Below are 14,837 nucleotides of genomic sequence, written 5' to 3'. Positions count from 1 at the left end.
TTTACCGTAATGATACGACAAAATATTACTTTTCGCAATGAGTACCGAGATGCTCGTCTAATGTTGAGTAGGTAATGCGCCAGTGAGATGTATGCCAAGACACCTTGCCGCCCTTCACCAATATGAGCTGAGGCGATTCATGTTTGAGGCTCAAAGTCTCTGAAATCAAGTTTGAAAGCGGACGATTGTCCGGCACCAGAACCATCGCAGGCCGAAGCGAAAGCCGGACGGCATCCTCCAGCCAGGCTGACAGTTCATCGTAAGCACCGCTGCTGATCGAGCAGCTTGTACTGTGCTTAAACACCAGCAAGGGTTGCTCGAACGAGCCGTTGTATGCCTCTTCCCATTGCTCGGCGGTTATCATCGGAGGGGGCAGTTTCATTCCCTCGCTCCTTTCTCGATCAAGTTCGGCTTCCGTACTGCACCATGCTTCTGCTTAGTTGGCTAAGCCGCTTATGTATGTCAGCAGTCCATTCTTCGTCGCCTGAAGCTTGTGCTACGGAAAACAAGTCCAGCAGCATGTCGATCCGCTCTTCCGTCATGCGTCTCATGATCGCCGGGTCGGACAGCTTACTGTCGTGGTAGGCCTCTACCAACAAATTTGCCCATTCATTCCATTCGTTAAACAGGAACGTCTGTTTTACCGGTTGAGCGCCCAGCTTCCCGATCAGTCCGGTCAGATCCGGCTTTACTTCCGGGAACACCTCGCTGCGGTTACAGGATTTGCACGAATAAATAGGAACGTTATCGATTTCAACTTTGTTTGAATAAATGACGGTACGCAGCTTCATTGGCATGTCGTCGCCGCAAGCACAGCGCTTTTGCAAAGTGGTCCACTCCTTCTCTTAACAGCAGCACACCTTAAGGGTAAATAGGCGTTGCTCGACGTTAATGATATTCGACCACCCGCAAAAAAAGTCCTGCTTGTAAGCGAGTTGTAATTTTTGCATCAATCGGATGAGGCAACCAGTCTGCGCCACAGGTTCTTCACGCCCGGCAGGGCTACGAGGACAACGGCAATCGACGCTCCGATGCTGTCGTTGCGAAGATCGGCAGCGTCGGGCATGCGGCCCGAAACGAACGATTGATGATACTCGTCGGTTACTCCGTACAGCAAGCAGAGGCCAACGATAAGAACTTTGACCGGCCATCGTTCCGCGCGCCGGCCGAACCCGTAATCGAAACTGAGCGCCAGCGCGAAGTATGCGATAAAATGCCCCCAATCAAAGCTCTGCATCTGCGGAAAGAGCTCCTGGAACCAGGGCAGAAACGTGTTCAGTTCATCGCTCGTGCGGGAGGAGAGCAGAAAGATAGCTGCCATTATTAAAACGGCCGGAATAAAGCGGACCCAGCCTTTAAGCGTTTGCTTCATACGATCACCTTCGATACAATGGATAAGTGCATGTTGAATATTTTCTAGAGAACCAAGGAGGAAACCCGGTGTCCTTACAAGGTAAAACGATTATTTGCCTGCTTGACGACGAGTTCGAGGATTTGGAATTATGGTATCCCGTGTACCGCGTCCGCGAGGAGGGCGCAACCGTCCTGTACGCAGGACCTGAGAAAGGCCGCACTCATATTGGAAAATACGGCGTTCCCGCAACTGCCGACATGTCCTTCGACGAAGTAGACGGCAGCAAAATCGACGGCTTGCTGGTACCTGGCGGCTGGGCGCCGGACAAGCTGCGCCGTTACCCGAAAGTGCTGCAGCTGGTGAAGGAAATGGATGCGTCGCGCAAACCGATCGGCCAGATTTGCCATGCCGGCTGGGTGCTGATTTCCGCAAAAATCTTGCAAGGGCGCAAAGTTACATCGACGCCGGGCATCAGAGATGACATGGAGAACGCGGGCGCAACATGGATCGATGAGCCTGTAGTCGTTGACGGCCATATCATTTCGGCCCGCCGTCCGCCGGATCTGCCGCCATACGCCAAAGCGTTCGTCGATGCGCTGAAAGGCAGCTAATCCCACCCAATCGGCTCAAAGAAGGGCGGCAACCTGCGGGTTGCCGCCCTTCTCTTGGCTACGGTGATGACTTCGTTACGATTTCCCGGCCTGCCGCAATCGGCGCGTCCTGCGAAGCAGCCAGCAGCTCATGAATTTGGGCGCTCGTGCTGCATCGAAGCAGCTGGTCGAATAAGGAACGCGCATCCTGCTGCTTCAGCGTAAGGAGCCGTTCTTTGACCGGCAAAATCGCATGCGCCGACATGCTCAGTTCATCCACGTCAAGCGCGAGCCAGATCGGCAGCGCCTGAAGATCTCCGGCCATTTCGCCGCAAACGCCGACATGAATGCCCGCGCGCTTGGCCGCCTCGATCGTCAGCTTCAACATTCGCAATACGGCCGGATGATAGGGCTCGTAAAGATGCGAAATTTGCTCGTTCATCCGGTCAACGGCGAGCGTGAATTGCACCAAGTCGTTCGTGCCGATGCTGAAGAAATTCACTTCCTCAGCGAGAATATCAGCGATCAGAACGGCCGCAGGAAGCTCGATCATGATGCCGACCTCGATATTTTCCGCGAAACCGATTCCCTCGGCTCTTAATTCCTGCTTGCAGGTTTCCAATAGCGCATTGGCTGCTCTTACTTCTTCTACGGAAGAAATGAGCGGATACATGATTTTCACATTGCCGTAATGGCTCGCGCGCAAAATCGCTCTTAGCTGCGTCTTGAACAGCTCCGTCTTATCGAGGCAAATGCGGATGGCGCGGTAACCGAGGAACGGATTGCTTTCCTCCGGCAGCTCGAAATAGTCGAGCTGCTTATCGCCGCCGATGTCGAGCGTACGAATGATAAGCGGTTTCTGGTCCAGCCGCTCCGCAACCGAGCGATAAACTTCGTATTGCTCCTCTTCCCTGGGAAGACGGGTACGGTCCATGTAGAGAAACTCCGTTCGGAACAAGCCGACGCCGTTCGTTCCGCTGCCTAACGCGACGTCCAGCTCTTTAAGCGAGCTGATATTGGCACTGAGCTCGAATTCTTTGCCGTCCTTCGTCACCGGCTTGACGCTGACGATTTGCTTAAGCTGCTGCTTCTTCTCTCTCTGCCGCAGCTGCTTGCCCGTATACAGATCGATCAGCGATTCCTCCGGATGGAGATGGACGATGCCTAAGTCGCCGTCGATGATGAGCTGGTCGCCGGTTTGAATCGGTTCTTCAAGCTTGGACTCGATGCCGACTACAAGCGGAACGCCAAGCGCTCTTGCCATAATGGACGAATGCGAGGTCGTGCTTCCGGCCAGCGTGGCAATGCCAAGGACGTGATTCGGGTTCAAATGGACCAACTGCGACGGCGAGAGCTCCCTCGCAATCAGAATGAACGGCTGCGTATCGGAAGGCAGCGTAATTTCCGGTGCGCCAAGCAGATGCTTAAGCAGCCGGTTGCCGACATCTTTAATGTCGAGCGCACGTTCCTTCATATATTCATCGTCCAGCAAATCGAACATCGTCACGAAATGATCGATCGCTTCTTTGACTGCTACTTCCGCGGCTTTGTATTGGCGCTGAATGATGCCCTGGATCTCGTTCATGAAGACAGGATCGTCCAGAATGGCCAGATGGGCGTCGAAAATGCTCGTCTCCTCGGGACCGACCACTTCGCGCAGCTCATCCTTCATCTGCTCGATTTCTACCTTCGACGTCCGGATGCCTTCGTATAAACGGTCAAACTCGCGCGCCAAATCGGCGACGTCGATTTTTTGCTCCGGCAACTCCCATTCCCAGTTCGGCAGAACGAACGCTTTCCCGATGGCGATGCCGGATGATGCTCCAATACCTTGAATCACGTTGTTTCCCCTCCACCGCTTCTCTCTTTTAGCACTACCGACATGACGGAAGCCTGACCTCTCTTAACCGCTTTAAACGGAGCGAAACTCCAGGAGCTGACCAACTCCGAGTTGGTGATGACCATAGGCGTCGCAAGCGACTTGCTCCCTTTGCGTATTTTCTGCATGTCAAAGGTAATCAGCAGCTGCCCCGGCTTCACCTGGTCGCCTTCGCGGACGACGGCATGAAAACCCTGTCCCTTCATTTGCGAGGTATCGATACCGATGTGCAGCAGCACCTCCAGCCCTTCGGGCGTTCGGATGCCGATGGCGTGCATCGTAGGATAGACATGAATGACCTTTCCCTGAACCGGCGAAACGAGCTCGCCTTTATCGGGCATGAACGCAACGCCGTCGCCGACAAGCTTGCCGGAAAAGATCGGATCCGGCACTTCGCTTAGCGGAAGCATGCGGCCCTGGACAGGCGAACAAAACAGGACTCTAGATATATCCCTTCGTATCGCTTTGTCCATTTCCTCCCGTATGAGCTCGGAATAGGTGCCGAAGACGATCTGCACGTTGCCGCCGCCGAGTCGGATGACGCCGGCCGCGCCAAGATTCTTCAAGGCGTTAATATCGATCAGCCTGTCGCTGGCTACCTTGAGACGGAGCCTTGTAATGCAGGCTTCCATCTGCATGATGTTCTCTTTGCCGCCGATCGCTTGAAGGATAAGCGGCGCCCGATACGGAATATCGCCGGCCCATTCGTCCAATTGCGAGCCTTCCTCGCGGCCGGGCGTTGGAATTTGAAAGCGGTGAATCGCCCAGCGGAACAACACGTAATACAGAATCCCGAAGAGCAGGCCGATCGGGATGAGCAGCCACCCCTTGGTCGCAAGATGCTCGTTAATGAGAAAATCGATCGCGCCGGCCGAGAATGAGAACCCATGCCGGATGCCAAGCTCGTACGTAAACCACATGATCCCGCCCGACAGCAGCGCATGAATAACGAATAAATAAGGGGCTACGAACAGGAAAGCGAATTCGATCGGCTCCGTAACGCCGGTCAGAAAGGCAGCGAGAGCAGCCGTTGTGAACGTCTTGCGGATTTTCGGCTTCAAATCTTCCCGCGCCTCATGAATGATGGCGAAGGCGATCGCCGGCAGCGCGAACATCATCGTCGGATACAAGCCGGCCATAAAGCCGCCTGCGGTTGGATCTCCGGCGAAGAAGCGCGGCAAGTCACCGAACACCACGCCGCCTCCCGTGTCATAACCGCCGACTTGAAACCAGAAGACATGGCTGACTAGGTGATGCAGTCCGAACACGACGAGAATGCGGAGCACAAAGCCGAACAGAAAGACGCCGAAGCCGCCGCCCGAGTCCACGATATTGCCGAGCTCAATAAGCGCGTTATGGATATAGGGCGCGATTTGGACCATAAGAATGGCCCATAACGTCGAAAACACGCTCACGATGAGCGGAATAAACCGCGGCCCGCCGAAAAACTGGATATACTCCGGAAACTTGATCGACTTGAACCGTTCATTGAATATGCTGGTGACGACCCCGATGATGACGCCGGTAAACACGGTCGGTTCGAGTTCAAAATGGCTGGCATTAATGATGCTCGTATAAATGAACATGCCCGCAATGGCAGCTAGTCCTGCCGCAACAGCGTTGCTCGTCATGCCCATCGCGATGCCGAACGCGAACAAATAGGGCAGGAACGTGAACAGCGTCTCCCCCGCGGTTTGCAGATGGGTCTGTATGCTTGGAACGCCCATCGCGTCCCACGGCAGCGCGCTCAGACTAAGAAAGATGGCTGCACCCGGCAGAACGATCGTCGGAAGCATAAGCGACCTTCCGAGCTGCTGCAGGTGACCCATAATGTTCATAGGCGTCCTCCTCTTTACGTATGACATTTTTCCGCAAAACCTCTACTCTTGATCGTAAGGGTTGGAACCGCCTTTGTCAAAATAAAACGGCAGACCCGAAGGTCCGCCGTTCGTACGATCCGTTGTTTTCTAAGCTTTAGGTTTCCCGTTCGGCAGCAGAATCGAATCTTCTACCTTGATGCAGCGGTCCATGATGACCTGCACTCCGCCGGCTTGCGCAATTGCCGCCGCTTCGTCGTTCGCGATGCCAAGCTGCAGCCACAGCGTCTTTGCGCCGATCGCTGCCGCTTCCTCGGCGACGGGAGGCGTATGCTCGCTGCGACGAAACACGTTTACGATATCGACCGGGAACGGAATATCTTTAAGCGATGCGTAGTTTTTCTCGCCCAGAATCGTATCCGCTCCTGCCGGGTTTACCGGAATGATGCGGTAGCCTTTGGCCTGCATCGCTTGCGACACCATGTAAGAAGTGCGGTCCGGCTTGTCGGACAACCCGACAACCGCAACCACTGTGCTTTCTTCGAGGATCCGTTTGATTTCATCTCGTGAAGGATTCGTAAAGGCCATGCTCATACCTTCCCTTCTCTCCTAACGTATTCCTAGCTTAGACTGCCTATTTCCTACTCAATCCATTCGACATTCGCGCCGAGCGCCTTCAAATGATCGAAGAAAATCGGATACGACTTCGCGACATGGTGCGCATCGCGAATACGCAGCGGCTGCTTGGCGCGCAGACCGACGACGGTCAGCGCCATTATGACGCGGTGATCGTAATGCGCGTTGATTTCCACGCCGCCTTCCACGCCTTCCGGACGGCCATGCACGATAATTTCGCTTTGGCGTTCTTCCACATTGGCGCCAGCTTTGCGAAGCTCGTTCAAGTAGTCCGTAATCCGGTCGCACTCCTTGTAGCGCAAATTCTCGACGTCGTAGAAACGGGACGTGCCTTCCGCGAATACGGCTGCCGCAACCATCGCGAGCACCGCGTCCGTCGCTTTGTCGCCGTCGAACTCGACCGCCTTCAGCTTCCCGTTGCCTTGCACGCGGACGATGCCGATCTCATGCGTTAGCGGTACTTCCATCATACGCAGCACGTCGATGATTGCTCGCTCCCCTTGCTTGCTGTTCTCCTCCAGACGGTGCAGCGTCACGTCGGATTGCGTAACGGCAGCGGCAGCAAGAACGGCGGCGGAGCCTGGGTAGTCGCCCTGCACGACATACTTCTTCGCTTCGTATTTCTGGCGTCCCGCAACTTTATAATGCATCAGATCATCGCTCGCTTCGATAACGATGCCGGCTTGCGTCAGCACTTCAAGCGTTTGGCCGACGACAACCTTGGACTTCAGGTCATGCAGCACTTCGATTTCGCTGTCATCTTCGAGAAGCGGCGTCAAGAACAGAAGCGCGCTCAGGAATTGGGAGCTGACATTGCCGGACACTTGAATTTTGCCGCCCTTGGCAGCTCCGCCGCGAATCGTGATCGGCAGCTTGCCGTCATTGTGCGTAACGTCTACGCCAATTTGGCCAAGGGCGTCAATGAGATCGTCGTGCGGGCGTTTGCCTAGCGATTCCGGGTACCGGTTGATGAAGGTCACGTCCGGCGCCAGCGCCGCGATCGCCATCAGAAACCGCAGTACCGCGCCTGCGTTGCCGACGTCGAGCTCCTTCACGTCTTTCGGATTGCGGCCAAAGCCTGTAATCGTAATTTTCTCGTCGTCTTCTTCAATGACGGCGCCCAAATCGCGGATGCAGCGGCGCATCGCATCGCTGTCTTCGCTGTGCGCAGGGTAATAAATCGTGCTGGTACCTTCCGCCAAAGCGGCCACGAGCAGGTAACGCGTCGTGTAGTTTTTCGAAGATAGCGCTTGAAGCTCGCCTTGCAGCTTCGGTGTCGGGGTTACGAGTACATCCATCGTTAGTCGGTCTCCTTTGATTGTGAAGTGTTAGAAACTCATCTTGATGCCGTGCTCAATCTGCTCCACGACCTGACCTACGCTCAAGTTCGACGTATCGATCGTCAAATGCGCAAAGTCATAGGCATGCTTCCGGTCCTCGAGCAGCTTATAAACGCGTTCGCGCACTTCGCCCTGCAGCAGAGGCCTGTCCGGATCCTCCATGACGCGGGCGATAATCTTCTCCGGATCTGCCGTCAGCGCCACGACGAAGCTGTCCTGCAGCATCAATTCCCGATTGCGCTCCGACAAGACGGCGCCGCCGCCGGTTGCGATGACAAGCGGTTCGGTCCTGCCGAGCACATCCGCAAGCGCATCGGTTTCCACGAGCCGGAACGCTGCTTCGCCGCGGGTTGCGAATATATCCGCGATCGCTTGGCCTTCACGCCGGACAATTTCAGCGTCGATATCAGCCGTGCCGCGCTGCAATCGCTGCGCAAGCTGCTTGCCGACAGTCGACTTGCCCGTGCCCATGAAGCCGATCAGGACAACATGATGAAGCGGTTTAGCCTTGACCATTGAAGACACCATCCCAACTAGTGCGTTAGAAAAAACATATTCCAGTGATTATATCATTTTTCTCGAATAACGGGTATAAAAAACTTGTTTCTTCCGTAGAGTTGATAGTACCGATTCCCACTAATGAATGAAGGAGTGACCTCCAATGGCTCAATTCCCCGAGCCTTTCTCCGTCCAGTACCGCGTTGACCGGATCTTTAATCCCGATTACCCGCTTTCCAGAGAAGATGTGCTGTGGACCCTCGAGTATATGAAAAAGAAAATGGCTGACGAAGCGCCTGAATTACTCAGTCTTCCTCAGCCACTCTTATTGAAGAAATTTCAAAGCTTCGCAGAAGCGTCGCTTCTCCTGCTGAAGCAGCAGCGCAGCGTTTGCGGCCAAGAGTCCGACCGGCTGCGCCAGTGCCTGCAGGATGTCATTCGCGGTCTTACGATTGAATCCAATTGAAGTGGAATGTGCCTTCTTTGTCCACGCGTTTGAACGTGTGAGCGCCGAAGTAGTCGCGCTGCGCCTGCAGCAGGTTCGCAGGCAGACGCTCCGTACGGTAGCTGTCGTAGTAAGCAAGCGCGCTCGCGAAAGCCGGTACCGGAATGCCTTGCGTTACCGCAGTTGCGATTACTTCACGCCATGCGCCTTGGTACGACTCCACGATTTCTTTGAAGTAGCTGTCAAGCAGCAGGTTCGTCAGACCCGAATTGCGGTCGTATGCGTCCTTGATGTTTTGCAGGAAGCCTGCGCGGATGATGCAGCCGCCGCGGAAGATCATCGCGATATCGCCGTAGCGGAGGTTCCAGCCGTACTCGTCGCTTGCCGCGCGCATTTGCGCGAAGCCTTGGGCGTACGAACAGATTTTGCTTGCGAACAGCGCTTTGCGCACCGCTTCGATGAACGCCGCTTTATCGCCTTGGTATGGCGCGGACTGCGGTCCTTTCAGCAGCTTGCTTGCCGCCACGCGCTCTTCTTTCAACGCGGACAGGAAACGGGAGAATACGGATTCCGTAATGATCGACAGCGGTACGCCCAGGTCGAGCGAGCTTTGGCTAGTCCATTTTCCCGTACCCTTCTGGCCCGCGGAATCAAGAATAACGTCAACCATTGGCTGATTCGTGTCCGGATCGTATTTGGAGAAAATATCTGCCGTAATCTCGATTAGGTAGCTGTCCAGCTCGCCTTTGTTCCACTCGGTGAAGATGGAGTGAAGCTCTTCGGTGCTCACGCCAAGTACGCGCTTCAGCAGGTCGTACGCTTCGCAGATAAGCTGCATGTCGCCGTACTCGATGCCGTTGTGCACCATTTTCACGTAGTGGCCGGCGCCGTCCGGACCGATATAAGTGCAGCAAGGGTCGCCGCCGACTTTCGCGGAGATCGCCGTAAGGATCGGCTCAACTAGTTTATATGCGGATTCTTGACCGCCAGGCATGATGGACGGTCCTTTTAGCGCGCCTTCTTCGCCGCCGGAAACGCCCGTGCCGATGAAGCGGAAGCCGCGTTCTTCCAGCGCTTTGCTGCGGCGCTGCGTATCAGGGAAGTAGGCGTTGCCGCCGTCGATGATGATGTCGCCTTCGGAAAGGTGCGGAACGAGCGCATCGATTGTCGCGTCTGTGCCCGCGCCTGCTTGTACCATGATCAGAATTTTGCGCGGCACTTCAAGCGACGCCACGAATTCTTCGATGGAATATGTACCTACAAGGTTTTTGCCAGGCGATTCTTTCAAGAGATCGTCCGTTTTCTCGCGGGAACGGTTATACACGGATACCGTAAATCCTCTGCTTTCAATGTTAAGTGCAAGGTTCTTACCCATGACGGCAAGACCGATAACGCCGATTTGCTGCTTAGACATTTGGTTCTCCACACCTTTTCTCTTTTATAGTAATGACGAAGTAACGGCGAAGCATTGATCTTCGCAACCAAATACAATACTCCTATTTTACTCCTTTTGGGCGGGAATGAAAACCATTATCTCGAAGAAAAATGTCGGTTCGCCTCGCAAGCTGCCGAATAAACAAAATAAACCCCCGGTTTGCAAGCATCCCGGAGGTTTATTTCCTTTCAATTTCCGTGGTCAAATCAAAGCTCAAGCTGGATCATCTCAGTTCTAAGGGATTGCAGCCGCTCTTTGGATAAAGCCATGTCCGCCTCTCGCCCTTCCGTGATCGCCTCATGGAGGACGGATAGCTCGTAATCAAGCTCATACCGCAGCACTGACGCTCGCTCTTCAGCCCTTTTCGACTGAAACGCCTGAATGACCTCCTCTACCGTAACGAATGGTTTCTTTTGATAGATGATGCGATGTTCCATGCCAGACACCTCCACAAGTCGGATAATTTCGCCAAACATAATGCTTTCGATGACAATTTGCCGGTCCTTGAACCGTTTGACTACTGCGTGGCCGCGTGAATCATTGATGAGCTTCTCCAACAAATCCGACAGTTTCTCATCCTTGATCAGATAATCGCCAACGATTTTGTAACGGTTGCGCACCCGCTGAAACCTTAGCTTCACGAGCTTGCGACCGCTGCGAACCGATATGAGAAAATAGACGTCCGTTTCGCTCCAATACAGTGAATAGCCTTCCTGGATCAAATCCCGAATGAGATTCTGGATTTGCCGCCTGTCGAAACGCAGCTCCAAATTGCAGTATTCAACTTCGTAACTTTTGTTCATCGGCAATCCCTCCCTCCGTCAGCCATTGACGAAATGTTCTGAATATTCTCTCATATGATTATCTTATACTCCATCTTATGTTCTGGCAACTTGGATTATTGACTATTTTTCGCCGTTTCGAGCCCATTTGGACAAACAAATTTGAAGACGCAAAAGGCTGGCGCGGCCCTTGTTGAACAAGCTGCTGCGCCAGCCTTTTTTGAACGCCTTTTGAACCTGAAACGTCAATCAGACGAACCACTGATTCAGGATGAAACCGAATGCGATCCCGCTGACAACCGCGCCCGCGAAGCTGTACCAGCCAGCGCGAAACCGCTGCTGGAACATCTTCAGGATGCCTAGGCTCAGCAAGGAGAAGATGAGCATGATAAACACCGCGCCTGTGATGAACAAGGCTGCGGATATTTCGCTGACATCAACCGTAGTCACGCAGAACACTCCCTATGCAAGTCTTTACTTGCATTATAGCGTTGCCGCCCCGGCATAGCCAGCGGGAGGAAGCTGGAAGATCGGACAAATTCGTGACATTTGGGCCGCCAGCGCTACAGCCCTTGAATCGTCGCTACATGAGAGCGCTTGCTGGGCGGACGTTTGCGGAGCTTGATCTTTAACACCGAGCCGTCATACTCCGCCGCGCAGGTTCGCGGCAGCACCAGCTTCGGCAGCTTGATCGTTTCGGCGTCCTTGCCGGCGATCCCGCTCAGCTTGATCCGGTCCTCCGACACCACCAGCCGGATGGATGACAGATCGACGGACTCTCCGATCGGGTAGGTGACCACCACATGCCTCTTCGTTTCCACAATATTAGATGAAGCGGGATTCAGCGCGGCCGTCGCCGCGGGCAGCGCTTTCGCCATCATGCCGTGGACGTATTTCTCGATCCAATCCGATTGGCGGAAAACGTCAAACCCTTTGGGCAGCTGCTGCCCCTCCATCCACTCCTCCAGTTCCTCCCATTTCGATTTCGATTTTGCCATTGCACCACACCTCCGACCAACCCTTTATCACAACCAGCATATGCGGCCGGCCCAGACGGCGTTCGCAGCGGCACCGCCGCCTCGGCGGAAAGGTACGCGGGAAAGTCACGTCTAGGCGTATGCCGCATAAGATGTAACAACTGCTCGCTGAAAACCAAACCTAGGAGAGTGAGACGCATGCCTGCAGTTGTAGGGTTCGTGAAAGTAATCAGCGTCGGCTCAAGCGCTGTCGTTCAATTCGGTGATTCGGTTCAAATCTCTCCCTCTAGCTCATCCAAAACCTATGCCGGGTCAGGCTCCTTTCTCACCGGCGGCTTGACGAACTCAAACAACGCCGTCAGCGCGACGAATACGAACGATCCAGATATCCAGGACAATACGAACAATCAGGTTGCGACCGGAGTGAATATCTAATGCAGCTGACCGTGCACCAGACCATCACGATTCACCAGCTTCGCGTTGACAGCGTAGCCAGTTCATCCGTCTTGCAGGTCGGGACGGCAGGAGCGATTTCATCGCTTTCGCAAATGTACAATTCCGGCGGATTTACAGGTCCCGCACCGCAAATCGGCGAGGAGGCCGGCGCCGAGAATCCGCTGAACTTCGTGCCGCTGCCGAATCCGAACTAACGAGGAGGTGCCTCGAGCGCATGCAACCGGCAAACAACCCGCCGACGCCATGGCAGCTATGGACGGCGTTCACCCAGCATATTCATAAGCTGCAGTGCCAGCTGGATGAGCAGCAGGCTATGATCGACCGGCTGAATAAGCGTCTCGAGGCGCTGAACGGCCGCTTGGACGCCGCGGAAGCGAAGCCAAGCTATCATATCGATACGATTCAGTATCACTTTGACCAATTGAAGGTCGAGAAGCTCGACGGCACTCTCAACATCGGACTGACGCCGCCGAATGAAGAGCAAATCAAAGAAATCGGCCAGCTGGTCATGCCAAACGGTACCAGCACGGTAGTCGTCAATGACCCTGTACAGAAGCCGGGTGGCGGCAAGCCGACCGTCAACAACGAAAAGCCGAACCAGTTCCCGATGACCCCATCGAACGGAGGGCCAGCCGCGGTCATGCCGGCAGCCCCTTATCCGGAAATTCGCTTGGTCATCGACCGCTATTTGGATCAGAACGCCCCGCAGCTGCTTGGCGAGCTGGAATCCGAGTTCGACCTCGCGCTCGACCCTTATCACCGCAGGCTTGTGGTCGAGGATATCCGCAAGCAGATGAGCGCGCGGATTCAGTTCTACATCCAGGCCGCTGAGCGCGAGCAAAAGGATAAGGAAGGCGGCAACGAAGGCGGGCAGCCACCTACTGACGGGCAGCTCCAACAGGATGTCATTGCGAAGACGACCCGCGATATCCATAGCGCGCTCCGAAGCTACATGTCCCGCTTGAAAAACCCATAAAGAAGGAGCTGGCCTTTCCATGCAGCTGAACGTCGTTAACCATGTACTCGCCGTAGGCAGCATTCAAATAACAGGCGTCGCGAGCGCATCGGTCCTCCAAATCGGCGATACCGAAGAAATTACGCTCATTTCGATGTTCGATACGCCTCCGGAATCCGTGATCGTCGGGCCGCTTGCACCGCTTCAGGAGCCGGAAGGCGCGAGCCGCGCCGAAGGAGAACCGGATGTGTATAAGAAGGAAACGTATGAAAATATCGACAAGCTAATGCATGCGGTGAACACATGATGGCTCCTCGCACGCAATCACATGATGCCGGAGAGGAGCAGGATTACCCGGTCCGGATCTCCGAGGTTGGCGGCTTGCACCTTACGAGCGTAGGCGGCGCCTCCGTGGTGCAAATCGGGGACAGGGCCGAGGTGAACGCGTCTCTCCGCGCGCTAGCCGTTCAGCGGGGAGCGAGCCATGCCGAATCCGGCAACGTTTATTTCGAATCCTATTCGATCTTCGACCGCGAGACGCCGACTTGGGACCCGCTTGGAACGGCATCGGACGAAGTTCCGGCCTTTATTCGGACAACCAACCGCCAGCCGGCGATCACCGTCGGCTGCATCGAGGTGATCGCCGTCAGCAGCGCCGCGTTGGTGTTGATCGGCAACGGTTTGAAGACGAAGGCCGAATCCCGAGTCAAGCATATCCGGCAATACGCCCGGACATTTCCTTCAAGCCGCTCATAATGATCGCTGTAGCGAAGATCGCTTACGAATAGGCAAATGGGCAATTGCCGTTCCAGGCTAAATCCCACACGCTGCAAGTGAAATGCCAGCTAGGCGAATGCGTAATTACAGATGCCCCCCGTCAAACGTCCAAACGATTCCTTGCCGCAGGCATATATTACAAATGTGATATGACACATCACAAATTATCCACTCAGGAGGTATGTACAGTGGGATATGGTGGCGTAGGCGGCGTAGGACATGGTTGCGGACCAAACCTTCTTTGGACTAGTGCAGGCGTAATTCTCGTCCTTTATATTTTGCTCGTAATCGTTCTTCGCGGCGGCTTCTTCTGATCAAACCGATATGTTTTACTGCAAAAACCGGTCCTGCTTTCGGGCAGGACCGGTTTTTACATGGTCAGCAGTTCACGCTAGCGGAATAAACACATTGGCCTCGGAAGGCCATTTCGGGTTATGGACGGGATACACCTCGAGCGCCAACCCGCGTTTATTGTTCGCGAGCCCGTTAGCCTCGATATAAGCATGAAGGACTTCAAATGGGTCGCCATCCGCGACACGGACCGTGACATAACGCTGCAAAGGCACCGTGAACCCGATCATTCCTTCAGGAATGAGGGGCAGCGAAGATACCTCCATGCAGAACAGATACGTAAACAATTGATCGGATACGAATGACGGACATACATAAGTTCCGCATCCACAAGCCCTTTGATTTCGAATCTGCGGGCAATGAACTGCTTCTTGAGCTGCTCCACGCACTGCGGATCATGTCCTGCAAAAGGCGACGTAAGCGCCATTCCTACATAATGCCTTTCCGGAAGAGTCACTTCCTTCACCATGTCGATCGCGTTCGCGCTAACATTCCCCCACTCGTTCGCCTTACGGGAAGTCCAGCCCCTGCCGAACTTCCCGCGC

The 14,837-nt window shown here is 54.6% G+C and carries 21 protein-coding genes; 8 read left to right on the top strand and 13 right to left on the bottom strand.

Annotated features, from left to right (window positions below; genetic code table 11):
• Positions 1 to 25: 25 nt before the first annotated feature.
• From ytxJ to DL346_RS06485, 3 genes are all read right to left on the bottom strand, one after another.
• Positions 26 to 382, bottom strand: a complete 357-nt coding sequence (gene ytxJ, locus DL346_RS06495; protein ID WP_112881210.1) for a bacillithiol system redox-active protein YtxJ — start codon at positions 380 to 382, stop codon at positions 26 to 28.
• 19 nt (positions 383 to 401) lie between these two features.
• On the bottom strand, positions 402 to 827 hold the full coding sequence (locus tag DL346_RS06490; RefSeq protein WP_112881209.1) for a hypothetical protein: 426 nt from the start codon (positions 825 to 827) through the stop codon (positions 402 to 404).
• A gap of 122 nt (positions 828 to 949) precedes the next feature.
• Positions 950 to 1,372, bottom strand: coding sequence for a VanZ family protein (locus DL346_RS06485; protein ID WP_112881208.1), 423 nt, complete (start codon positions 1,370 to 1,372; stop codon positions 950 to 952).
• Positions 1,373 to 1,440: 68 nt separating this feature from the next.
• On the opposite strand from DL346_RS06485, the gene DL346_RS06480 reads away from it, so the two are divergent.
• Positions 1,441 to 1,965 carry a type 1 glutamine amidotransferase domain-containing protein gene (locus tag DL346_RS06480; RefSeq protein WP_112881207.1) on the top strand — a complete coding sequence of 175 codons (525 nt, stop codon included), beginning with the start codon at positions 1,441 to 1,443 and terminating at the stop codon, positions 1,963 to 1,965.
• A 58-nt stretch (positions 1,966 to 2,023) separates the two neighbouring features.
• Here the strand turns inward: DL346_RS06480 and ptsP are convergent, their stop codons facing one another.
• The 5 genes from ptsP to DL346_RS06455 all read right to left on the bottom strand — a co-directional run bounded on the left by ptsP (position 2,024) and on the right by DL346_RS06455 (position 8,132).
• Positions 2,024 to 3,784, bottom strand: coding sequence for a phosphoenolpyruvate--protein phosphotransferase (gene ptsP / locus DL346_RS06475; protein WP_112881206.1), 1,761 nt, complete (start codon positions 3,782 to 3,784; stop codon positions 2,024 to 2,026).
• Positions 3,781 to 5,661, bottom strand: coding sequence for a glucose PTS transporter subunit IIA (locus DL346_RS06470; RefSeq protein ID WP_112881205.1), 1,881 nt, complete (start codon positions 5,659 to 5,661; stop codon positions 3,781 to 3,783). Before DL346_RS06470 ends, ptsP begins: the two co-directional genes overlap by 4 nt.
• Before the next feature lie 129 nt (positions 5,662 to 5,790).
• Positions 5,791 to 6,228, bottom strand: a complete 438-nt coding sequence (locus DL346_RS06465) for a CoA-binding protein (RefSeq protein ID WP_112881815.1) — start codon at positions 6,226 to 6,228, stop codon at positions 5,791 to 5,793.
• Positions 6,229 to 6,281: 53 nt separating this feature from the next.
• The gene (gene aroA / locus DL346_RS06460) at positions 6,282 to 7,574 is read right to left on the bottom strand and encodes a 3-phosphoshikimate 1-carboxyvinyltransferase (protein ID WP_112881204.1); all 1,293 of its coding nucleotides are present in this window, start codon (positions 7,572 to 7,574) and stop codon (positions 6,282 to 6,284) included.
• Between the two features lie 30 nt (positions 7,575 to 7,604).
• A complete protein-coding gene (locus DL346_RS06455; RefSeq protein ID WP_112881203.1) occupies positions 7,605 to 8,132 on the bottom strand; it encodes a shikimate kinase in 528 nt (175 codons plus the stop codon).
• A gap of 145 nt (positions 8,133 to 8,277) precedes the next feature.
• Between DL346_RS06455 and DL346_RS06450 the strand changes: the two genes are divergently transcribed.
• Entirely contained in the window at positions 8,278 to 8,580 is a 303-nt protein-coding gene (locus DL346_RS06450) for a hypothetical protein (protein WP_112881202.1), read from the top strand.
• Here the strand turns inward: DL346_RS06450 and gndA are convergent.
• From gndA to DL346_RS06430, 4 genes are all read right to left on the bottom strand, one after another.
• Positions 8,561 to 9,973, bottom strand: a complete 1,413-nt coding sequence (gene gndA / locus DL346_RS06445; RefSeq protein WP_112881201.1) for an NADP-dependent phosphogluconate dehydrogenase — start codon at positions 9,971 to 9,973, stop codon at positions 8,561 to 8,563. The two genes, DL346_RS06450 and gndA, sit on opposite strands and share 20 nt — an antisense overlap.
• Positions 9,974 to 10,200: 227 nt before the next feature.
• On the bottom strand, positions 10,201 to 10,797 hold the full coding sequence (locus DL346_RS06440) for a hypothetical protein (protein ID WP_112881200.1): 597 nt from the start codon (positions 10,795 to 10,797) through the stop codon (positions 10,201 to 10,203).
• A gap of 228 nt (positions 10,798 to 11,025) precedes the next feature.
• Complete coding sequence (locus DL346_RS06435) at positions 11,026 to 11,226, bottom strand: hypothetical protein (protein ID WP_112881199.1); 201 nt, start codon at positions 11,224 to 11,226, stop codon at positions 11,026 to 11,028.
• 113 nt (positions 11,227 to 11,339) lie between these two features.
• Positions 11,340 to 11,774 carry an Hsp20/alpha crystallin family protein gene (locus DL346_RS06430; protein WP_112881198.1) on the bottom strand — a complete coding sequence of 145 codons (435 nt, stop codon included), beginning with the start codon at positions 11,772 to 11,774 and terminating at the stop codon, positions 11,340 to 11,342.
• A 177-nt stretch (positions 11,775 to 11,951) separates the two neighbouring features.
• On the opposite strand from DL346_RS06430, the gene DL346_RS06425 reads away from it, so the two are divergent.
• From DL346_RS06425 to DL346_RS29260, 6 genes are all read left to right on the top strand, one after another.
• Positions 11,952 to 12,188 carry a spore germination protein gene (locus DL346_RS06425; RefSeq protein ID WP_112881197.1) on the top strand — a complete coding sequence of 79 codons (237 nt, stop codon included), beginning with the start codon at positions 11,952 to 11,954 and terminating at the stop codon, positions 12,186 to 12,188.
• Positions 12,188 to 12,403 carry a spore germination protein GerPB gene (locus DL346_RS06420; protein WP_112881196.1) on the top strand — a complete coding sequence of 72 codons (216 nt, stop codon included), beginning with the start codon at positions 12,188 to 12,190 and terminating at the stop codon, positions 12,401 to 12,403. The genes DL346_RS06425 and DL346_RS06420 overlap by 1 nt, the downstream gene beginning before the upstream one ends.
• A 20-nt stretch (positions 12,404 to 12,423) precedes the next feature.
• Positions 12,424 to 13,185, top strand: coding sequence for a spore germination protein GerPC (gene gerPC, locus DL346_RS06415; protein ID WP_121497976.1), 762 nt, complete (start codon positions 12,424 to 12,426; stop codon positions 13,183 to 13,185).
• Between the two features lie 19 nt (positions 13,186 to 13,204).
• A complete protein-coding gene (locus tag DL346_RS06410) occupies positions 13,205 to 13,471 on the top strand; it encodes a hypothetical protein (protein ID WP_240633047.1) in 267 nt (88 codons plus the stop codon).
• A complete protein-coding gene (locus DL346_RS06405; RefSeq protein WP_112881195.1) occupies positions 13,468 to 13,920 on the top strand; it encodes a spore germination protein GerPE in 453 nt (150 codons plus the stop codon). Before DL346_RS06410 ends, DL346_RS06405 begins: the two co-directional genes overlap by 4 nt.
• A 209-nt stretch (positions 13,921 to 14,129) precedes the next feature.
• Positions 14,130 to 14,255, top strand: coding sequence for a sporulation protein YjcZ (locus DL346_RS29260; protein WP_206098478.1), 126 nt, complete (start codon positions 14,130 to 14,132; stop codon positions 14,253 to 14,255).
• Positions 14,256 to 14,327: 72 nt separating this feature from the next.
• On the opposite strand, the gene DL346_RS28770 is transcribed toward DL346_RS29260, so the two are convergent.
• Positions 14,328 to 14,681 carry a GyrI-like domain-containing protein gene (locus DL346_RS28770; protein WP_133257489.1) on the bottom strand — a complete coding sequence of 118 codons (354 nt, stop codon included), beginning with the start codon at positions 14,679 to 14,681 and terminating at the stop codon, positions 14,328 to 14,330.
• Positions 14,682 to 14,837: the final 156 nt, after the last annotated feature.

Source organism: Paenibacillus montanisoli (assembly GCF_003268025.1).
GTDB lineage: Bacteria > Bacillota > Bacilli > Paenibacillales > Paenibacillaceae > Paenibacillus_Z > Paenibacillus_Z montanisoli.
This window is presented reverse-complemented; position numbering and strand designations above follow the sequence as displayed.